14 protein-coding genes are annotated in these 21,370 nt (G+C 53.6%); 7 read left to right on the plus strand and 7 right to left on the minus strand.

Features of this window, described 5'->3' with window-relative positions:
• Nucleotides 1-5 precede the first annotated feature (5 nt).
• From LX66_RS05360 to LX66_RS05380, 5 genes are all read left to right on the plus strand, one after another.
• Nucleotides 6-1,484, plus strand: a complete 1,479-nt coding sequence (locus tag LX66_RS05360; protein WP_145710851.1) for a glutamate synthase subunit beta — start codon at nucleotides 6-8, stop codon at nucleotides 1,482-1,484.
• Nucleotides 1,485-1,680: 196 nt separating this feature from the next.
• Nucleotides 1,681-2,319 carry a hypothetical protein gene (locus LX66_RS05365; RefSeq protein WP_145710852.1) on the plus strand — a complete coding sequence of 213 codons (639 nt, stop codon included), beginning with the start codon at nucleotides 1,681-1,683 and terminating at the stop codon, nucleotides 2,317-2,319.
• Between the two features lie 140 nt (nucleotides 2,320-2,459).
• Nucleotides 2,460-7,511 (plus strand): translocation/assembly module TamB domain-containing protein, encoded by a 5,052-nt coding sequence (locus tag LX66_RS05370; RefSeq protein ID WP_145710853.1) that lies wholly within the window; start codon nucleotides 2,460-2,462, stop codon nucleotides 7,509-7,511.
• 10 nt (nucleotides 7,512-7,521) lie between these two features.
• Complete coding sequence (tamL, locus tag LX66_RS05375) at nucleotides 7,522-9,828, plus strand: translocation and assembly module lipoprotein TamL (protein ID WP_158642543.1); 2,307 nt, start codon at nucleotides 7,522-7,524, stop codon at nucleotides 9,826-9,828.
• A gap of 54 nt (nucleotides 9,829-9,882) precedes the next feature.
• The gene (locus tag LX66_RS05380; RefSeq protein ID WP_145710855.1) at nucleotides 9,883-10,257 is read left to right on the plus strand and encodes a septal ring lytic transglycosylase RlpA family protein; all 375 of its coding nucleotides are present in this window, start codon (nucleotides 9,883-9,885) and stop codon (nucleotides 10,255-10,257) included.
• Nucleotides 10,258-10,346: 89 nt separating this feature from the next.
• On the opposite strand, the gene LX66_RS05385 is transcribed toward LX66_RS05380, so the two are convergent.
• From LX66_RS05385 to LX66_RS05395, 3 genes are all read right to left on the minus strand, one after another.
• A complete protein-coding gene (locus tag LX66_RS05385) occupies nucleotides 10,347-10,898 on the minus strand; it encodes a type 1 glutamine amidotransferase domain-containing protein (protein ID WP_145710856.1) in 552 nt (183 codons plus the stop codon).
• Between the two features lie 208 nt (nucleotides 10,899-11,106).
• Complete coding sequence (locus LX66_RS05390) at nucleotides 11,107-12,927, minus strand: cytochrome c peroxidase (protein WP_145710857.1); 1,821 nt, start codon at nucleotides 12,925-12,927, stop codon at nucleotides 11,107-11,109.
• A gap of 12 nt (nucleotides 12,928-12,939) precedes the next feature.
• Entirely contained in the window at nucleotides 12,940-14,409 is a 1,470-nt protein-coding gene (locus tag LX66_RS05395; protein WP_211366012.1) for a PhoX family protein, read from the minus strand.
• Nucleotides 14,410-14,505: 96 nt separating this feature from the next.
• On the opposite strand from LX66_RS05395, the gene corA reads away from it, so the two are divergent.
• Nucleotides 14,506-15,609: a magnesium/cobalt transporter CorA gene (gene corA, locus LX66_RS05400; protein WP_145710858.1), complete on the plus strand. Its 1,104-nt coding sequence runs from the start codon at nucleotides 14,506-14,508 to the stop codon at nucleotides 15,607-15,609.
• A 3-nt stretch (nucleotides 15,610-15,612) separates the two neighbouring features.
• Here corA and LX66_RS05405 read toward each other — a convergent pair whose 3' ends face one another.
• The 3 genes from LX66_RS05405 to LX66_RS05415 all read right to left on the minus strand — a co-directional run bounded on the left by LX66_RS05405 (nucleotide 15,613) and on the right by LX66_RS05415 (nucleotide 19,005).
• Nucleotides 15,613-16,251: a hypothetical protein gene (locus LX66_RS05405; RefSeq protein ID WP_145710859.1), complete on the minus strand. Its 639-nt coding sequence runs from the start codon at nucleotides 16,249-16,251 to the stop codon at nucleotides 15,613-15,615.
• 6 nt (nucleotides 16,252-16,257) lie between these two features.
• Nucleotides 16,258-16,761 (minus strand): DUF2480 family protein, encoded by a 504-nt coding sequence (locus LX66_RS05410; RefSeq protein WP_145710860.1) that lies wholly within the window; start codon nucleotides 16,759-16,761, stop codon nucleotides 16,258-16,260.
• Nucleotides 16,762-16,905: 144 nt separating this feature from the next.
• Complete coding sequence (locus tag LX66_RS05415; protein WP_145710861.1) at nucleotides 16,906-19,005, minus strand: peptidylprolyl isomerase; 2,100 nt, start codon at nucleotides 19,003-19,005, stop codon at nucleotides 16,906-16,908.
• Between the two features lie 796 nt (nucleotides 19,006-19,801).
• On the opposite strand from LX66_RS05415, the gene nadA reads away from it, so the two are divergent.
• Complete coding sequence (nadA, locus tag LX66_RS05420) at nucleotides 19,802-20,776, plus strand: quinolinate synthase NadA (protein ID WP_244620301.1); 975 nt, start codon at nucleotides 19,802-19,804, stop codon at nucleotides 20,774-20,776.
• A 243-nt stretch (nucleotides 20,777-21,019) separates the two neighbouring features.
• On the opposite strand, the gene LX66_RS05425 is transcribed toward nadA, so the two are convergent.
• Complete coding sequence (locus tag LX66_RS05425) at nucleotides 21,020-21,259, minus strand: FeoA family protein (RefSeq protein WP_145710863.1); 240 nt, start codon at nucleotides 21,257-21,259, stop codon at nucleotides 21,020-21,022.
• Between the last annotated feature and the right edge of the window lie 111 nt (nucleotides 21,260-21,370).

Raw genomic sequence — 21,370 nt, forward strand, 5'->3', positions numbered from 1 at the left:
AGAAGATGGGTAAACCAACAGGATTTTTGGAATTTACACGCGAATTGCCGGGCAAGGCGGATGTGCAGCAAAGAAAGCAGCATTATAACGAGTTCGTGGAGCGCTACAGTGAACCGAAGCTCAACGAGCAGGCCGCCCGCTGCATGAACTGCGGTGTACCGTTCTGCCACAGTGGCTGCCCCCTGGGCAATGTGATCCCTGAATTTAACGATGCCGTATACAAAAAGGACTGGCAGGAGGCGTATGATATATTGACCAGCACCAACAACTTCCCGGAGTTTACGGGCCGCATATGTCCTGCACCCTGTGAAAGCGCCTGTGTGCTGGGCATCAACCAGCCCCCGGTAGCCATCGAGGAGATAGAGCGCCACATCATTGAAATAGCTTTTGATAAAGGACTGGTGCAAGCCAAGGTGCCCCGGGTGCGTACCGGTAAAAAGGTAGCGGTGATTGGCTCCGGTCCCGCAGGCCTGGCGGCTGCTGCGCAGCTCAATTATGCCGGCCACCAGGTAACCGTGTTTGAAAGAGATGATGCGCCGGGCGGACTGCTGCGCTATGGTATTCCCGATTTTAAGCTGGAAAAATGGGTGGTAGAGCGCCGCGTGAAGCTGATGGAAGAAGAAGGCGTGGTGTTCCAGTGCAATGCCAATGTAGGCGTGAACGTGAGTGTGAACGACCTGCTGCGCGAGTACAACGCCATTGTGCTGGCAGGCGGCTCCACGATTCCCCGCGACCTGAACATCCCCGGCCGTGAGCTGAAAGGCGTTCATTTCGCCATGGATTTCCTCAGGCAGCAGAACAAAAGAGTAGGCAACCGCCCCGTACAGGGCGAGGATATATGGGCTACGGACAAGAACGTAATAGTGATAGGCGGCGGCGATACCGGCTCCGACTGTGTGGGCACCTCCAACCGTCATGGTGCTAAAAGCATCACCCAACTGGAGCTGCTGCCCAAACCGCCGGGCGAGCGTACGCCTTACATGCCCTGGCCTACGTATCCCATGGTGCTGAAAACATCCTCCTCCCATGAAGAAGGTGCAGAGCGCAAGTGGGCCATTGCCACCAAGGAATTTGTGGGCGATGCCAACGGCAACCTGAAGGCCCTGAAACTGGTGGACCTGCAATGGGCCCTGGGGCAGGATGGCAAGCCGGGCGGTTTCAAGGAAGTGCCGGGCTCCGAAAGGGAAGTGCCCTGTGAGCTGGCGCTGCTGGCCATGGGCTTTGTGCACCCGCAGCATACCGGTATGCTGGACGACCTGGAAGTAGAAAAGGATGAGCGCGGCAATGTGAAGGCCAGCGAAAAGGCCTACCAGACTTCCATACCGAAGGTGTTTGCTGCCGGCGATATGCGCCGTGGCCAGTCCCTGGTGGTATGGGCCATCAGCGAAGGCCGTGAGTGCGCGCGTAAAGTAGACGAGTTCCTGATGGGCGGCGTGTCCCAACTGGAAAGCAAGGATCATTCCTTACAAGCAATGGCTATTTGATTACTTTTCTTATAAAGTTTTTCTCATAAGCAGGTTTAGATTTTGTTGTAACCTTCAGCCGGGCTGGGTTTTTACCCGGCCCTTTCTTTTTTCCTGCTTCCAGCTTCCAAAGATATAATCCTGCTATCAGCAGGCACAAATCGCCCATTCAGCTATTTAGCTTCCCTTTCCCTCCATCCCCTCCTATTTTTGTCCCATGTGCCGCCGCTTGTTGCTCATCATTGGTTGCTGCCTGCTGCTGGGCCCTGTAGACGCGCCCGCACAGGATACCGCGGACTTTTCTACTGTAGCGGATTTTATTTTCAATACCCAACATTACCGGAAAGGCATTTACAAAACCTTCCGCGAGTTCCAGCTCAACAGCCCCGGCGAGCAGGGCGAACTGGTAATAAAGAACCGGAGCTCCGCCGCGCAGATCTACCTGCTGGCCAGCAGGAACGAGTTGCATGTGAGGGACAGCAGCGGGCAGGAGCGGAAGGTGAAGGATTACTGGGGCTTTTCCGATGGTCAGTACGTATACATCCGCGACAATGGCCTGAACCGCCTGCAGGAAATAGGATACTACTGCCTGTACGAGATACATGCCGTTGCCGCCATGCCCATGGCTAACCCCAACGCGATAACGTTTAACAACGTGCCTCCGCCCAGCCGGAAGAAAAAAGTGATTAATATCCTCACCGGGCAGGTATATGACCTGACCGTCTACAATCTGAAAAAATATATACTCCCACAGGACAAGGCGCTGCTGGCTTCCTTCCTGGAAGACCGCGGGAAGCGGGAAAGAATGGAATACTACATACACTGGTTCAACCAGCGCAATACGCCCGTGCTGTGAACTGCAACTGCGTACACTGTTTTATTTTACCCCTTCGTTGCCTGCCGGATTTACAGGTATAGATTTTGCTGATCCTCTTTTTTACGCTATCATATGACAAAGCGTTTATTTTCAGTAAATTACCGACGTAATCATTCATAGTGACAGTAACTCCGGGTACCGAAACCAAACATCATGGACGCCCCTGGTGGCGGTGGCTTTTATGGATCATTATTGCAATACTGTTATTGCCGGTAATGGCCGTGCTGCTGTTGCAACTCCCGGCCGTGCAGGACTATCTGCGCCGCCAGGGAGAGCAGTACCTGCAGGACAAGCTGCACACCAAAGTGCGCATTGGCTACCTGCGGGCTAGGGGATGGAAATACCTGGAGCTGAGGAATGTATATGTAGCGGATACTGCCCGCCAGGCCCTGTTATACTCCGGGTCACTCAAAGTGCATTATAACCTGCTATCCCTGCTGAATAACGAGATCCGCGTGAGCAAGCTGGAGTGGGATACCCTGCTGGTAAATGCCTACCGGCAGGGAGCCGACACCACTTTCAACTTCCAGTTTGTCGTAGATGCCTTTACCAGCCCGGATACCACACCGGATACACTCGCGCCGGAAACGGGCACTACCATGCAGTTCCACATAAAGGATGTAGCCCTGCGCCAGGTAAAGCTGCGATATATAGATGAGCTGGAGGGCATGAGCGCCGTGCTGCAATGGGACACCCTGCTGGTAGATCCCGATGACCTGCTGGTGAATGAAGGCGTATACGCTTTCCGCGGCATCACGCTGAACGGGCTGACCGGTTTTTTCCGGCAGGCCTACCGCCCTAAAGCCACTCCTGCCGCCGCGCCGCCGCCTTCCGCGGCAGACACCGTGGCCGCTCCCTTTCACCTGCTGCTGAAAAAACTGCAGGTTGCCAACAGCGCTTTTCTGTACCAGGGTGAAGACATTGGCATTTCCACCACCTGGAAAATAGGCAGCCTGCAGGTAGATAATACGAATATCGACCTGGACTCTACCCGTATCCAGACCGGCGACATCACGATCCGCCACACCCGGGGCGCTTTGGCGCTCTCCGCCGCCCGCGATACCACACCGGTACCGGCGGAACCGGACAGCGCGCCCAATACCTGGCGGGTCATTACCAGCCAGGCCCTGCTGGAGCAGCTCAGCTTCCGCTATGATAACAATACAGCGCCCGCTCCCCGTGGCGCCGGCAGCGACCCGGACTATAACCACCTGCTGCTGCGCGACTTTAACACCCGCATTAGTGACATCAGCTATAAAGGTGATACCGTAAATGCTTTGCTGCACCACCTGCGCCTGCGCGACAAGTCCGGCTTTGCTGTAAAGCAGGCGCATATGTTCTTTACCTACACGCCGCAAACGATCTCCCTGCAGGACCTGTTGCTGGAAACCAACCAGAGCGTGCTGCGCAAACATATAGTCATTACCGTGCCTTCCTGGTCTACCGTGGCCGACCACCTGGACCAGCTACAGATAAGGGCTAACCTGGACTCTACCCGCATTGCGCTGGGAGAATGGCTGCCTTTTGTGCCGGATGCCCGGACCAACAGCAGCATGCAACCGTTGTGGAACAAACGCCTCACTATTGACGCCATCCTGAAAGGCAGCCTGGGACATTTAAATGTACAACGGTTGTACATAGCAGATAACGTGGGCAACAAGGTGCAGGCACGCGGCGAAATATTCCATGCCGCCACCCCGGACAGTATCCGCGCCAACCTGCCGGAACTGCTGCTGCAAAGCGGGGACCAGGCGTTACGCGCCTGGCTGCCGGCCGGCACCCTGCCGGACACGCCCCGCCTGCCAAAGCAAATGCTGATCACCGGCTCCTTCATGGGCGGGCTAGCCGACATGAAAACCGGGCTGCAGTTGCAAAGCGATATGGCGAATGTGATGCTGAACGCCCACCTGGTGAACATAATGGACAGCGTGCGCAGCAGCTATTCCGTAGATATCCCGTCCTTCCGTATACATCCGGGCCAGATGTTGTATGATACCACCATGGGCTGGATAAACGGCAGCCTGCAGGCAGCAGGAAAAGGCTATGAACTGAGCAGTATGACAGCCAATGCCATGATCCGGTTGTACGATGCCACCTATAACGGCTACACGTACCGGGATATCCGCGCCAATGCCGGTATCCGCCAGGGACAGTTTGAGGCTGCCGGCAGCAGCGGCGATACAGCGCTTTCCCTCACCTTTGACCTGGCCGGGCGCCTGCAGGATACCGTGTTGCAAAACCTGCAGGCCAACCTGCAGATCAGTAAGGCGGACCTGTTCGCCACTCACTGGTATGTGGAGCCCCTGCAGCTTAAAGGCAACCTGGGAGCGGATTTCAGCAGCCTGCTGCCTACCCGGCTGGAAGGAGAAGCGCTGCTCACCGGCTGGCAGATAGCTACCGGAGGGCAAGTGTTCCCGCTGGATACCATCGCCCTGCGCACCCGCTGGCAGGATCAGCAGTACCTTGCACTGGAAGGCCCCTTTGGCGCTATAGCGGCCAATGGTTATATCGATTATACTAAACTGGGCGCAGCTTTCAGCGGCCTGATAAATAAGCCCCTGCAACCGGTAGACAGCAGCGGGCTGATCACCTTACCGCCGGGGCAGCAGTTGCAATGGACAGCTTCCCTGCGCTGGCCCCGCAGCCTGCAGGCAATGGCGCCCTCCCTGCGCATGACGCAGCCGCTGGCTATACAGGGCCGCATGCATACAGACAGCAGCCTCCTGGTCATGAATATGGCGTTGCCTGCCATCAGCTATGACTCCCTGCATATTGACAGCCTGCTGCTGGACGCACGTATACAGGATACCAGCCTGCATGCTGCGCTATCGCTCGCTACACTGCGGCATCCCATAGCGCCCCTGTACCATACGCAGCTACTGGTAAACGCCAATACCGGGAACCTTAGTTGGGACCTGGATGCCGACGACGCTAACCGCCGGCCCAAATACAAAATGGGCGGCCTGGTGCAGTTCCTGGCAGACAGCCTGATGGCGCTGTCCCTGAAACCCGGCCTGCTGCTGAACAAGCAGGAATGGACCGTGGATGAAAACAATATTATCCGCCTGCGCAACGGCCTGCCGGATACCGCCAACCTCCGGCTGTCTTCCCGCGAACAGTCCATCCGGCTGCACACCCTGGCAGATACCGGCAGCAGCATGCCCGCACTCCAGGCAGATATCAGGAGCTTTCAGCTCGCCACCATTACCGGACTGCTGGCGGCAGACACCATGCTGGCTACCGGCGTGCTGAATGCCCGGGCGCGTATCAGCAACCTGGACAATTCCCCGCTGGTGGATGCCGCACTGAAAATAGACAGCCTGTACTTCCGTAATACGCCCGTAGGAGTACTGGAAGCGGCCCTGCAAACGCCGGCGCCGGCATCCTACCAGGTAAAAGCATCGCTCACCGGCCATGACAACGATCTGCAGGTACAGGGCGTATACGATACCGCCATCAATGCCACGATAGACATCAACCGGCTGAGCATGAAAACCATAGAGCCCTTCACCTTTGGTAACATGACTCGCATGCATGGCAGCGCCAATGGGCAATTTATCATTACCGGCACTACCAGCCAACCGCAGGTAAAAGGCAACCTTCACTTTAACGATGCCGGCGGCACCGTTACCTATATAGGTACGCCGCTTTCCCTGCCCGATGAAGATATTGTAATTGATGAAAGGGGCATTGCGCTGAATAACCTCGTGATAACAGACAGCCTGAAAAATGAGCTGGTAGTAAACGGCCGTATAAATACCACGGACTTTACCGACTACCGTTTCAACCTGGACGTGAATGCGGATAACTTTATGGTGCTGGGCAAGCAGCAGAACCGGGACCAGATGATCTATGGCCCGGCTTTTGTGGACAGCCGTATTAAAGTAAGAGGTAACCTGGATCTGCCCCGTATAGACGCTTACGTTAAGCTGCGCGATAAGTCCAATGTTACCTTTACCATCCCGCAGGACGAACCGGGAGTAGCCAACCGGGAAGGGGTGATCGTATTTGTGGATAAGGACCAGCCGCTGGACTCCTCCCTGATCGCGGCGCAGGACAGCGCCCGGTATGAGAACCCGCGGCTTACCGGCATGGTATTCAGCGGCAATGCCGAGATCACGCCCCAGTCTACCATCAAGATCATCATTGATCAGCAGAACGGGGATTATGTGGAAGCAAAAGGCACCGCCAATCTCAACGCCACGCTGGACCCCAGCAGTAAGCTGAGCCTCACCGGCCGTTACGAGATACAGGAAGGTAAATACCAGATGTCGTTATACGAGGTCATCAAGCGTGCATTTGCTATTGAAAAAGGCAGCTACATTTCTTTTAACGGCGATGTAATGTCCGCCAACCTGGATATCACAGCTAAATACACGGTTCGGGCCCCGGCCATGGACCTGGTGCAGGACCAGCTTTCCGGCATGTCGGACATAGAGCGGAACCGCTACAAGCAGCGCCTGCCGTTTGAAGTATACATGCAGATAAAAGGTGACCTGCTGCAGCCGGATATTTCCTTCCGGCTGGATATGCCTGAAGCGGAGCGCAATGCCTTCAGCGGCAGTGTGTATAACCGTATCAAGCAGATCAACCAGATCACCTCGGAGCTGAACAAGCAGGTAATGGGATTGTTGGTAATGAACACCTTTATTCCCGACGATCCTACCTCCACGGAGGGAGGCGGCGTGGATGTAGGCCGGGAAGCCCGTAAAAGTGTGAGTAAGATCCTGTCGCAGCAATTGAACAACCTGGCCGGCGATCTTATCAAAGGCGTAGATATCAATTTTGACCTGGAGAGCAACGAAGATTATTCTACCGGTACGGCCAAAGAAAGCACTACGCTGGGCGTGGATGTATCCAAGAGCCTGTTCAACGATCGTTTAACCGTTTCCGTTGGCTCCGATGTGATGCTGGCAGGTGATGCGCCGGCCAATAACGCCAGCTCCCTGGTAGGCGACGTATCCATAGAGTACAAGCTCACCGCCGACGGCCGTTACCGCATCCGCGTATACCAGCGCAATGCCAATGAAACGGTGGTGCAGGGGCAGGTAGTGGAAACCGGCGCAGCTTTTATGATAGTAATGGATTATGACCACTTCCGCGAAATACTGCAGGGCTCCAGGAAAGAGAAACGACGTGAAAAACTGCGTAACGGGAATAACAATAAATAAGCTGGAATATTTGCGAACGGCCAATATACATATCACCATCCTGATCCTGGCGGGCTTATGCATCAGCGCCTGCAGCACCGTGCGCACCGTACCGGAAGGAGACCGCCTGTACACCGGCGCGGATGTAAAATGGGAAGGCGACAAACCCAAAGATTACGGTACCCTCATGGAAAACCTGGAAGATAATATAAGGCCCAAACCCAACCGCCGCTTCCTGGGCATGCCCATCCGCCTGTGGCTGTACAACCTGGGCAATGAGCCCAAGGGCAAGGGGCTCAACTACCTGTTCCGGGAAAAATGGGGAGAACCGCCGGTGCTGCTCAGCCAGGTAAAACAGGACTATACCGCCAATGTATTGCAGCAATACCTGGTGGATAAGGGCTATTTCCAGGCAGACGTCAGCTCCGCCATCAAAACCAGGGGGAAAAGAAAGGCTTCCGCCGTTTATACCGCCTTCCCCCATCATCGCTATACCATTAAGAACGTCACCTTTGAAACGGACAGCTCCCAGTTGGGTCGCACCATTGCGCGAACAAAGGAAGGCTCGTCCCTGGTACCAGGAGCGCCTTACAGCCTGGACAGCATCAAAGCGGAGCGGGAGCGTATACACAACCTTTTAAAAGAGCAGGGCTATTACTACTTTACGGCAGACCACCTGCTGGTGGAAGTGGACAGTACGCAGAATGGCGTGGTAGACCTGTATGTAACCTTAAAGGACAATATCTCTCCGCTGGCCCGCAAACCTTATTATATGCGCAGGATCACGCTGTACCCGGACTATTCGCTGGACGAGGATTCCCTGTCGCGAACGGGGGAGGAAGTAAAGTTATACCGGAACTTTGGTATTGTAGATCCTGAAAAGAAGTTCAGGCCCATCGTATTCCGCCGCTCGGTATTCCTGCGGCCGGACAGCCTGTACCGGCTCAGCTCCCACGATATTACCCTGCACCGCCTGATAGACCTGGGCACTTTTAAATTCGTAAAGGGCCAGTTCCGCCCCGTGCGTAACAGGGATAGCAGCCTCCAACCGGCAGCAGCGGACACCGGGCGCCTGGACGCCAGCTTTTACCTCACGCCTTATCCCCGGTACTCCATGCAGGCGGAGCTGCGCGGCACGTCCAAGTCCAATGGCTTTGTTGGCTCCGAGGTAAAGGTAACAGGTCGCAACCGCAACTGGAAAAGGGCGGCCAACCTGCTGGAGATCTCCGCATCCGGTGGCATGGAATGGCAAACCGGCGGCAACCTGGCCAGCAATAATTCGTATAGCCTGAAAGGTGAGGTATCCCTTACCGTGCCCAGGTTCCTCATCCCTTTCCGGGCCTTCCGCCTGCGTTCACCCTTTGTGCCACGCACCCGCATCAGCCTCAGCTACGAGCTGTTAAGCCGGCAAAACCTGTATAACCTGCACGCGTATACGGGGCAATGGCAGTACATCTGGCGGCAAACGCGCAACCTGGAGCATAACTGGGCGCCCGTTTCCATTACCTATGTGTTGCCCTCCAAAACCACCGCCGCTTATGACAGCATTTTGAAAGTAGACCCGGTGCAGCGCAGGGCGATAGAAAAACAGTTCATCCTTGGAGGCAACTACACCGTTACATACAATAACCAGGCGCCGGACCGGGTGCACAGCTTTTATATCAGCGGCGATGTAGATGTATCCGGTAATGTTGCCGGCCTGCTCATCCCGAAAAGCGACAGCACTAAAAATATCTTCGGCAATCCCTTTGCCCAGTATGTACGCCTGGGGGCGGACTTCCGGCACTACTGGCAGTTCAGCAAGGGCATGACCTGGGTAAACCGCCTCTTTGCCGGTTACGGCCTGCCTTACGGCAATTCCGTTACACTGCCTTTTGTAAAACAATACTTTACCGGCGGTAGCAGCAGCCTACGCGCCTTCCGGGCCAGAACACTGGGCCCCGGTTCCTTCCGCGACACTACCAGCCGCTTCCTGGCCAATGAAGCGGGAGATATCAAACTGGAGTTCAATTCAGAGCTGCGCATGCACCTGAGCGGCATCCTGAATGCCGCCGTATTCATAGATGCCGGCAATATCTGGCTGCAAAAGGAAAGTCCCAACCGGCCCGGCGGCCAGTTCAATGCCGGCCGCTTCTACAAGGAAATAGCCGTAGGCGCGGGCGCGGGCCTGCGTATAGACGCTTCTATTGTAGTGGTGCGCCTGGACCTGGCCTTTCCGCTGCGCAAACCCTGGCTGCCTGAAAATGAAAGATGGGTAATAAAGGATATCCGCTTTGGGGACCCCGACTGGCGGAAAGAGAACCTGATACTGAACATCGCCATTGGCTATCCCTTCTGATTTTATCAGGCTGACACATAAAAAAAGAGGTATATTTGTACAACATCCTTATACATGCTAACAACCAGGTATATACGAAATCTTACGCTCCTGGCAGGCTGCTTGTTTTGTCTGTGTTCCTGTGCCCGTAAAATCACCGAAAGCGGCAAAGCATCTTACTATGCAGATAAATTCGAGGGCCGTCGTACCGCCAGCGGCGAAAAGTTCCACCAGCGCAAGCTCACTGCCGCCCACCGCACCTTGCCCTTTGGCACTAAAGTAAAAGTGATCAACCTGGCCAACGGCCGTTCCGTAAAAGTGCGCATTAATGACCGCGGGCCCTTTGTACAGGGACGTATCATTGACCTTTCAAAAAAAGGCGCCCGCAAGCTGGGTATCATTAACACCGGGGTAGCACCGGTGGAGATCAAATACAAGAAACGTAAATAAAGGTACAGTCCACCGCCGCACACCCGCTATTGCAAATACAATTTGTACAGCAGGCAGCAGGCAATGGACTGTTGTGTAGATAGATATGGCTAGGCGTGAATACCTTCTGCGATCTCTTCCACCATCTTCTTACAGAATGCAGGCAAGTCGTCCGGGTTGCGGCTGGTAACCAGGCCGTTATCCACCACCACCTCTTTATCCACCCACTGCGCGCCCGCATTGGTGAGGTCCGTTTTCAGGCTGGGATAGGAGGTAACGGTGCGGCCCGCCAGTTCTCCGGTTTCAATCAATGTCCAGGGACCATGGCAGATTGCAGCGATGGGCTTGCTGTCATCAAAGAAGCCACCTACAAAGGTCACCGCCTCCTGGTTCATGCGTAGCTGGTCGGGATTCAGCACGCCGCCCGGTAATACCAGCGCATCATAATCCTTGGAATTGGCCTGGTCTATTGTTTTATCCACCGGGTATTCTCCGCCCCAGTCCTTCATATTCCAGGCCCTTACCTTACCGTCGTGCAGGGATATAACTTCCACCTGGGCAGATGCCTGTTTCAGCGCTTCCAGTGGTTTCGTGAATTCAGATTCTTCAAATCCGTCCGCTACCAGGATAGCCACTTTTTTGTTGCTAAGTTGATTGTCCATAACTCTTCTTTTTATGCTTTGTTAATGAATAGACACTCTTCCTACAACAAAAACAGTTCCTGACAACGGCAGCCCGGAAAGCGGGAAGGGGAACGGGTTGGGGGCAGGTACAGGCAAGCAGGCTGGTGTGCAATTTTTTGCACAATACGTGGTAACATACGTATGCCACACCTGGCAGGTGTGGCATACGCGGGCATTATTTAAAAAATCAGAAAGCGGTAGTATCCGTCAGCGCCTGCATAAAAGCAATCACATCCTGCTGCTCCCGCTGGCTGAGGTGCAGGGAGTCTGCAGGCAGGGTCTGGGTGTCCAGGTCCATGCCCATTCCAATGCCGCCGCCGTTGTTATAAAAGTCCATTACTTCCTCCAGCGTATTGAACACGCCGTTGTGCATGTAAGGAGCCGTGAGCGCTACGTTGCGCAGGGTAGGGGTTTTAAACGCATAGCGGTGCAGCGGTATCTTATGCACGCCGTACCTGCCGCTGTCCGCATCTATCATTGCTTTGTCCTTCGCGGCCGGCACCCCTATGATCTCCACCTCTGGCCTCGCAAAATCCGGCGGCGCCACGCCGTTGAACAGGGGCATAAAATGGCAGGTGCCGCATTTGGCCTTGCCCATGAAAATATTGAACCCCCTTTTTGCAGCAGCCGTCAGTTGCGTGGTATCACCCTGCATATAGGCATCAAAAGGACTGTTAAGCCGCACCAGGGAGCGAATGTAAGTGGCAATGGCCTGCTGTATGCGGTAGCCGTTGATCTCCGGAGGGGCAATGTGGAAGGCCTCCCTGAAAAGCTGCCGGTACTCCTTTTCCTGCTGCAGCCTTAGGGCAGCTTCCTCCAGGTTGCCGTGCATTTCGGCCTTGTTATGCACTACGGCCTGCACCTGGTCTTCCAGGTAGGCTACGCGCATATCATAGAACTGGGCGGGCTGCAGCGCGGCATTCAGCAAGGTAGGCGTATTGCGCAGCACCAGCGCCTCGCCGGGCAATGCGGCCGGCGTGCGCAGCCCGTCCGTAAATGCCTTGGCCGGGTGATGGCAGGTAGCGCAGGAGCGTTGCTGGTTGTAGGATAGTACCGGGTCGTAGAACAGGCGGCGGCCCAGCGCTGTTTGCTCGGCCGTGAATGCCCTGGCATTATTGGGCGCATAGAACACCGGGTCAAACGCGCCTTTGGCAAAAGCGTTGGAAGCGGCCGGGTCCAGGAAATGCGGCAACCGGGCGTAAGGAATGTTCAGCGCCTCCCGGGCCAGCTTCAGGTTGATGGTAAGGGGGTTCAGGTATTTGCTGATAAAACGCAGCCGGTCCAGCGCATTAAAATCCGGCGCTGCCTGCAATTCCCGGCGGGCTGTATGTAACAGCGCTTCCGTGTGCTTTGCCAGCGCAGGGTTGATCAACTGCACGCGCGGGGTATAAAAGTGCCATACCGTTTCTACCCCGTGCAGCGCTGCCGCTGCTTCCGGCAGGCTGTGCTCCGCCTCCGGGGAGTCAAACCCGCTCAGGCCCAGGGAAGCAATGCGTAGCAGCTCCTGCCGCATGGCGTCAAACAACTGGGCATCGGTAAATGGCTGGCTGCCCGCCTTTCCCTGCAGGCGCTGCAGGCTGGACCGCAGGCGCCGCGCCTCCATCCGGATGGCGGCCGTGTCCGGCCGGACCGGCGCTGCAAAAAGCAGGGCTTCCAGCACCTGGAAACCTTCCGGCTGGATGATCACATTTTTTTCATCCGGTTCTACTTCCGGTATATTGGGACCGTTGATGAATTGATTGGTATAGGGCATATAATAGGCTGCCAGCAGCTCTATGGGTTTGTAGGCCAGCCGGGCTTTGCGAAAAGCAGCCTGCAGCTTGTCCGTGGACTGGCCCTGTTCAATAGCTTTGCACAGCGCATCCACCCGCTGCTCCAGCACGTCGGTCTCATGGTCAAACCAGCCCTGTGCAGCCGCCGGTGCGGCATTATCGGCCCGGAGGTCAAAAATGCTGTAGGCCAGGATGGCCACCAGTGTAACAGTGATAACTATAACGCTTATACGCATAATTCCGGTTGCTTAGCGGGGCAGTCCTTTAATTAACAGCACTTCGCTTCCCTGGTCTTCATTGGGCCTTTTGCTACCTCCGTCTGCACCTTTATAGCGATCCCCGTGCCAGGTATGCGGCTGTACGCAGAGGGTAAATACATCCGGTACGCCTATCACGTCGCTGATGTCTACCAGTGCGCCATACTCCCAGCTACCAAAGGATGATCCGGTGCCGCCATATTTGTCGCCATCCGGCGTACCCCGGCGGTGATCCAGCTCAAACACGGGTTTCAGGGCCTGGCTGCCAATGTTGTATTGATAGATATAGGCATCATGATCTTCTGCGCCATACCCGTTGGAGTCTTCCTGCACGTACACATAGTTCTCCGTTACGCAGATGTTATCCGGGTTCTGGAACTGGTTGGCCGGGCCATTGTCGTCATCTCCGTCCATTACCACTTCCAGGGTGCCTTTCAGGGGATCGGTCTCATCCATGCGCAGGCGGTACACGCGGCCAAACACGGTACGGGAGCGGTCTGCATTCACGCCGGCAGGATCCTGGCCGGTTACGGTAAAATAAACCTCGCGGCCGTTGGCGGGGCTGCCTTTGCGGTAATCAATATCTTCCACGCGGCCAAACTTGATCGCCATGAGCTGGTCCGTCAGGTTGGCTACCTGCTGCCCGGTAAGGGTTTTATCGTAGGCCACAAACTCCACTTCGTAGGAATGGCCGGCGCTCATGTCCATCTCGCGCTGGTTATGGTCCACACGGCGCAGCATGTACTGGTTGCCGTTCTGCAGGTCGCCAACGGAATTGGCCAGGTACAGGAATAGCTGCCCGCCGGAAGCGTCGCTGGCGTCTTCTCCTATCAGTATCGCGGTCTTGCCGCTATAGGCGTCTTTGGGCAGGGGCACGGCATTTTCCGCGCTGCGGTATCCCAGGGCAGGCAGCTCTTTTCCCACACCGGGATTGCCGGCGGAGCCCAGCGGGTCCAGGCCGTGCACATTACCTTCCACAGCGCTTTCACCACAGGTAAGGTACAGGGGGCCAAAGCCGTGCTCCGCAGGAGTGGCCAGGGTGGCGGAGCACAGGCGCCATTGCCCGCCGTCGGAATTCAGCAGGTATTCCCCTCTTACAGGTTTAAAGGTTTGATCCAGGGTAATACGGCTTACGGAATAGTTATCTTCCTGGTTTACCAGCATCACATACTCATTGCCATTCTTCAGCAGGCCGCTGCCGTCTGCAGAGCCGCCAAACACAAATTCCGGTGACTCCGGCAGCTCATCATCACTGCTGATCAGCGAATAGGTTTCCACGCTTTCAAAACCGGCTAATTTTTTGATGAGGGCAGGCGTAACGGAACGGTCCTTCCACTCAATCTCCGGATTGGGCTTGGGGTCCGGGTTGCCGTTATCATCATCTTTACAATAGGACAGTAACAGGATACCCGCAAACAGGGTGGTAGCGGGCAAGGTTTTTCTAAGGTTGACAGTGAACATGTTGCTGGGTTAAATTTGTTTGGTATTGAAGATAGGGTGCCAATGTTATGGCTGGGTTACCGTTATTTTAACTTAATTTGAATTCTGAAGATTATTATGCCCAAACGTATACTGCCGATCCCCGATGTGCTGGATGCACTCAACCCTTTTAAGGTGAAGAAGAAGCGCATCATGAACTACAATCCCGCTACCGGCATCGCCTCCCGCAAGCCGGCCGAGTTTGTAAAGATGACCGTATTCGACTATGCCAGCGATCATTGTGAAGAAGTAACAGCGGACAATGTGCAGGAGGTGTTTAGCTACCTGGAAACACCCAGCACCAGTTGGATCAATATTGACGGCATCCGCAAGGAAGAAGTGCATGCCATCTGCACCCGCTATGGCGTGCATTACCTGGTAGAGGACGATATCCTGAACGTAGGCCAGCGCGCCAAGATGGATGAAATAGGAGAGCAGCTCTTCTGCGTGCTGCCCATGGTCTATTTCAATACGGAGAGCTGCAGCATAGAGCAGGAGCAGGTGAGCGTGGTGCTGGGTAAAAACTTTGTGATCTCCTTCCAGGAAGACCCGAAACGGGATGTATTCAATCCTGTACGGGAGAAGCTGCGTATGAACGGCTCCCGTATCCGGGGCGCCGGGGCGGATTACCTGTGCTATGCCCTGCTGGATGTGATCGTGGACAGCTATTTTATTGTGCTGGATAAACTGGGTGAGCGTATTGAGCTGATGGAAGACGTGGTGCAGCGCCAGCCTACCACCCGCGCCCTGGCCCGCATCAACCTGCTGCGCAGGGAGCTGCTGCTGTTCAGAAGGGCGGTGGCCCCGGTACGGGAGCTGGTGAACGGGTTCCTGAAAAGCGACAGCGACCTGCTGGACGAGCGCAATACCAAGTACTACAAGGATGTGTATGACCATATCATACACTGTAACGAGCTGACGGAAAACTACCGCGATATGGTGCAGAACCTGCAGGAGCTGTACCACACCCAGCTCAACCTGAAGATGAATGAAGTAATGAAGGTGCTGGCGGTGGTAACTACCTTAATGGCGCCGCTAACTGTAATTGCCGGTATCTACGGGATGAACTTCGAGAATATGCCGGAGCTGCGCTCGCCCAACGGCTACTTTATTACCATCGGGGTGATGGTGATCATGCTGGTGATCATGATCCTCATCTTTAAAAAAAGGGGGTGGTTCTAGTGTTTACTGGGTTTCCCAGTTCTCCAGCAGCTTGCTTTCCGTATCATACTTCCAGATAACGGGCTTCAGGCTATTCTGTTCATCATACATGCCGCCTGCTATCAGCACGGTATGATCATCTACCCACACCGCTTCCTTGATAACCGTAGACGGGCCCGCAAACAGAATGCGCTCCCGCTTTTTCGTTTGCACGTTTACGATAGCCACTTCCACATCCGGCTCCCCGGCTTCCAGCACTGTTTTGCCGTTCTTACCTTTATGCAGGAAACTGCCATAGCTCACCATATCTACAATGCGGCTGCTATCCGGGCTGTATACAAAGTACGGCTGGAATTCCCGGAACCTGTCTTCCTCCATGGTGGAAGTATCCAGGGCGGCTACGGTATCTACCGTGGTGCGTTCCAGGCTGTCCGTTCCAAAAGCGCCGGCCGTGCTGCTATCCACCCATCCCTTCCATTGTATCAGCCGCAGCTCCGCCCAGTTCTTCAGGGAATCCCTGGCAGTAGGCAGGCTGACCTGCGCAGTGTCCCGGGCAGAGGGAGTTTCCCTGTCGCCGTTACATCCTTTACAACCCTGTAATAATAAGGCAATGAATGCTACACCCGCTGTTAAATAGAGGAAGGAGTGATGAGTACGCCGCACGCTGTTTTATTTTTTCTTATAGATAGGCACGGTAGAGCAGGGCTCTCCATACATAATGCTTTTTACTACCGGCCGCAGCAGGCGTGTGATCTCCGCGTAGGCTACCTCCCCGGCGCCTTTGTCTCCGCAACCTTTTATCACTACACGCTTATCGGTAAGCTCGTTAATATCTATTTTCCCCAGGTTCTGCAAAAAGAGGGTGTTGTACACAAAGTCCGCATTGCCAAAAGCGGCGAAGTGCGCTACGGGTTGCAGGTAGGTCATCACCAACATATAGGCCCACATGGGCACCACGGCATCTGCCGTACAGGTAATGGCCACATTCTTGTTGCGGTACTGCTCCCAGTCCAGTTCCTGCATGGCGGTACGGAAATCTTTCTCCTTCAGGATCATGCCCATGAACAGGTAGTCCTTCAGATCAAACACCACGGTTTCCTCTTTCGGGTAGTAATCTTCCAGGTCCAGTGTCACCAATGCACTCTGCGCTACTTTATTTACTATTTCATCCATGAATATTCGATTTTCCAACTACAAATTTACTAAATATTACCCAGTGATGCCGGCACCGCCATGGGCCGGTAGCGGCAGGACACAAAAAAGCCCCGCTTGTAAATAAGCAGGGCTTTCTTTGCTATATCAGTCAAAATAATTGTTTTAGAAGAACTTGCCGCGGTTGTCCTCAACATCGCTCTGCTTTTTCAGCACTTCAAACAACTGCTGGTCCAGCATGCCTTTCACGCTCTGCTCGTAGGCCATGCGCTGGTTGTCCAGGTCCTGCGCGGGCTGTGCGGCCGGCTGGTAGCTGTCTACTTTTATTACATACACTCCGGCATTGCCTTCAATAGGAGCAGATACTTTTTGGGTGCCCCAGTTCTTGTTGAAAGCGGCGCCTACTACTCTCGGCTCAAAACCCAGGGAGGCTACAAAGGGAGAGCTGAAGCTGATCCCTTCCGCCTGTTGTACCGGCTGACTGGAAGCTTTGGCGGCAGCATCCAGGGTAGCGGGGTTTTGCAGTTTGGCGATCAGTTGTTCCGCTTTCTTCTGCTTTTTCACTTCTGCTTCCACCTGCGGCCTTACTTCCTCCAGGGAGGCGGTGCCTTCTTTGCGGATGCCGGTGAGTACCGCTACCACATATTTATTCTCAAAAGTAAATACATTGCTTACATCACCTTTCTTGGCCTCATATGCCCAGCGTACCAGTTCACGGGCCTGGCCAATGCCGGGTATCATAAAGTCCATGGGGCGGATGTTGTCGCCCAGGCGTTTGTTATATCCTTTTTCCTGCACGCTCTTTTCAAAAGATTTCCAGTCGCGGTTCTTGCCGGCAAATTCGCTGGCGGCAGCATATGCTTTGCTGTCAGTTTCCTTGCTGGCGTCTACCGGGATGCTCAGGTAAGCCACTTTCAGGGCCGGGCCAAAGTTTTGCTGGCGCAGTATCTCTATCAGGTGATAGCCGAACTGCGTTTTTACCACTTTCATTTGTCCGGGTTTCCCGTCAAAGGCAAAATCCTTGAACTCTTTTACAAAAGGAGTGGCCGGTGTAATATCATATTCTCCGCCGGTGCTTTTGCTGCCCGGGTCATCGGAATATTTGGTAACCATTTCGGCAAAGGAAGCACCGCCCCGGATAGCCCGCTCAATACTGTCTATACGGGCTTTGGCTACGGAATCCGCCAGGCCCTGCTGGGTGCCTATCAGGATGTGGCGCACCTTTACGCTGTCCGGCATGGTTTTGCGGTCCAGCATTTTGGCGAGCACCAGTAAGTTATTGTCTTCATACGGACCATAAATTGTACCGATGGGCAGGCTGGCAATGGTGTCCTTGTTAGGCACCATCAGCGCGCTTTTGGATACATAGCCGTCATAATATTTGATTTCGGAATTACGGTTGATAAATCCTTCAATGTCTTCGGTCGTATCCATCTCCTGGCGCAGGGCAGCCAGTTGCTCCAGGGCGGCAGCGGTATCTGCCGCGGAGGGCAGCGCATCAAAAGATACGTATTCCACTTTGCGGCCTTCTTCTGTTTTAAAGAGCGATTGATGGTCCGTAATATATTTATTCAGTTCGGCGTCAGTTACCGCGATGGTAGAATCGGGGATAGTGGCGTAAGGCACGTTTACATAAGACAGGTTGGCGTTCTGGCTATTATCCTGCTGCTGCTGTGCGGCCAGCCATTTGGGATAATAAACGGCCTGCTTTACCAGCGCTACATATTTTTTCTGCAGTTGTGACTGGGTCACCACGTCTTCCAGTTGGCGGAGGGCCTGGCGCATTCTGCCGCTTGCATCCTGGCCTACGCTTTGTAAGGCCTGCTGCATGGCGGCGCGGTCAAACTCGCCGGTTTGCGGGTTGGTAAACTGCTGTACCACGATAGGGTTAGGGTTCTTACCGTTGAACTGGTCTACCAGTTCGGCCTCAGTTACAGCTATGCCCAGTTTTTCATATTGCGCCTGCATGATCTGCTCGTTCAGGAACTGGTTCCATACCTGCTCACGGATGTACTGGCGGGTTTGCTCATCAATATTACCATTCGGCATTTGCTGGCGGGCGCCGGCTTCGGCGTCCTGGATACGCCGCTGGTATTCTGATATATCCAGTTCCTCTCCATTTACTTCACCTACGGTAGTGGAACGGCGGAATAGGGAATTCCTGCCAAAAAAGGCATCCTGTAACAGGAAACTAACAATAGCCAGGCAGATCACTACTACGATCACCACAGCATATTTGTCCCTGATCTTCTGAATAACTGACATAATATTATATAGTCTAAATTTTTAGGGAAAGCAAAAATAGAATAAAATAACTGTAACTGCAAAACAGTATTTTAAAGCGTCAAATTCAATACAGTAAAGGCTTTCAGGGAAATTACCCCGGGTTTTTCCTTATGTTGATTCACAGTTTATCCACATTTTAACATTTTTTAATACATTTTATCCCTTGCCGGTGCGGATCTCATAAAGCAGCCACCCGCCGGGTTCTTATGGTCCAGCACTGACCGGTTTGATGCCGGCACTTATCCACAATCCATGAAACGGTCCCGCGCTGTTCACATGAAAATGTGCATAAGGCTGCTTGCAAACAGAATAGGATCATTACCGCATGGTTTTAATGGGGAGCCTGTTTTTTTCCACAGCAACTGTGTAAAACCGTCGGATAAAGGGGTAATTGTATGGGAAAAATGAGTGCCGGGCACTGGTAAAACTAATTTTGTTATTCTCCCGGAAATGTCCCCGGGGTAAAAAAGGGTCTGAATGTGGAATTATAACCTCGTCTGTTAACATTTTCTTAATACGCACAGCCAAAAAAGATGTTCACGGAAAACGATATCCACGGGTGTGGATGAAGGGGGTAAAATGCAGCAGGGTAGCGGATATAGCCTGTTAATTTCCTGTGGATAGCTCATCAAAAAGGAATAACAACTACCTTTGTATACAACCGGAAAATTTGATTTCCACATATTCACCCCCCTAGTAGTAGTGGGTTTTCTTTTTTAAATAAATAAATAGATATATAATTATGATTAGGGAGCTTGGCGAAGCAAAAAAAAATTTGCAACGCAACGGATTTTTGGATGTGGACATTGATGTGAACCTTGACCTCTTCGCTGAAATTGAAAGACTGAAAAAAGAGAAGAACGCCATTGTGCTGGCGCACTATTACCAGGAGCCGGACATACAGGACGTGGCGGACTATATAGGCGACAGCCTGGGGCTGAGCCAGCAGGCGGCCAAAACAGATGCCGATATCATTGTTTTTGCCGGCGTGCACTTTATGGCGGAAACCGCCAAAATATTGAGCCCGCAGAAGAAAGTGCTGCTGCCCGACCTGAAAGCCGGCTGCTCGCTGGCGGACAGTGCACCCCCGGAACTGTTCAAAAAGTTCCGGGAAAAGTACCCGGATCATATCGTGATCTCTTACATTAACTGTTCTGCAGGCATCAAAGCGCTCAGCGATATCATCTGTACGTCCTCCAATGCCCAAAAAATCATTGAAAGCGTGCCGGCGGACCAGCCTATCATTTTTGCCCCGGACCGGAATTTGGGCAGCTATCTGGCCAAAAAAACGGGTAGGGACATGGTGCTGTGGAATGGCGTCTGTATGGTGCATGAAATATTCTCCCTGGAGAAGATTACCCGGCTAAAGGTGCGGCACCCAAAGGCCAAGGTGATCGCTCACCCGGAATGCGAGGCCGCCGTGCTGGAAATTGCGGATTTTATCGGCTCTACCACGGGGCTGCTGAAATTTACCCAGCGGGACGATGCCCGGGAATATATTGTAGTGACTGAAACGGGTATCCTGCACCAGATGGAGAAGGCCAATCCGCAAAAGACCTTTATACCCGCGCCGCCCAACAATGCCTGCGCCTGTAATGATTGTCCGCACATGAAGCTGAACACGCTGGAAAAGTTGTACCTGTGCATGGAATATGAAGAGCCTGAAATAACAATGGAGGAGGAACTGCGCCTGGCCGCCAAAAAACCGATTGACCGGATGCTGGAGATCAGTGCGCAGTATGGTTTGTAATAGTTTGAGTAGTAGTTAAAAATATATTTTAACTATTGATACTTTTTATTTGATTGAATAACAATTTATTGTAGATATTAAAGCCTCCCAGGCTATACAGGACCAGGTGGATCTGCCGGCAGATCTACCTGGTTTTTTATGGAGGGAACAGAAACCGCAATAGGCGTCTTAGAGCCTGATGCTATAAGATCAGGGACCGCAGTTATTTTAAAAAGATAAACTTTTCGGCGGGATGGGGGCAGGCTACCCGATTTCTTCTACCCAGATAAAATCCGCTTCCGTTTTGCGCAGGGACAAATTATAGCCGGCTACCATAATGGAGATGGGGTCGCCGAGGGGAGCAATTTTTTCCACCTTCACTGTTTCTCCCGGGACACAACCCATTTCCATCAATTTTATGTGCAATTCGTCTTTTTCAAATGCGGTGATCACTGCACTTTTACCAATGCCGAGGGAAGACAGTTTTATCAGGCTCTTATTCATTTTAAACGCGTTAGTTAAAAAACTCGGGAATAAGCAAAGGTACCTTGTGAAAGCCAATCAACAAAAAAGAGAAACGCAGCAATCAGAAATTTCACTATACTTTTACATCTG

Source organism: Chitinophaga japonensis, from assembly GCF_007830125.1.
Lineage (GTDB): Bacteria > Bacteroidota > Bacteroidia > Chitinophagales > Chitinophagaceae > Chitinophaga > Chitinophaga japonensis.

Excerpts from the sequence above, each read along its gene's own strand:
- LX66_RS05360 (WP_145710851.1), top strand. The coding sequence starts at position 6 with ATGGGTAAACCAACAGGATTTTTGGAATTTACACGCGAATTGCCGGGC.
- LX66_RS05365 (WP_145710852.1), top strand. The coding sequence starts at position 1,681 with ATGTGCCGCCGCTTGTTGCTCATCATTGGTTGCTGCCTGCTGCTGGGC.
- LX66_RS05380 (WP_145710855.1), top strand. The coding sequence starts at position 9,883 with ATGCTAACAACCAGGTATATACGAAATCTTACGCTCCTGGCAGGCTGC.
- LX66_RS05385 (WP_145710856.1), bottom strand. The coding sequence starts at position 10,898 with ATGGACAATCAACTTAGCAACAAAAAAGTGGCTATCCTGGTAGCGGAC.
- LX66_RS05390 (WP_145710857.1), bottom strand. The coding sequence starts at position 12,927 with ATGCGTATAAGCGTTATAGTTATCACTGTTACACTGGTGGCCATCCTG.
- LX66_RS05395 (WP_211366012.1), bottom strand. The coding sequence starts at position 14,409 with ATGTTCACTGTCAACCTTAGAAAAACCTTGCCCGCTACCACCCTGTTT.
- corA (WP_145710858.1), top strand. The coding sequence starts at position 14,506 with ATGCCCAAACGTATACTGCCGATCCCCGATGTGCTGGATGCACTCAAC.
- LX66_RS05410 (WP_145710860.1), bottom strand. The coding sequence starts at position 16,761 with ATGGATGAAATAGTAAATAAAGTAGCGCAGAGTGCATTGGTGACACTG.
- LX66_RS05415 (WP_145710861.1), bottom strand. The coding sequence starts at position 19,005 with ATGTCAGTTATTCAGAAGATCAGGGACAAATATGCTGTGGTGATCGTA.
- LX66_RS05425 (WP_145710863.1), bottom strand. The coding sequence starts at position 21,259 with ATGAATAAGAGCCTGATAAAACTGTCTTCCCTCGGCATTGGTAAAAGT.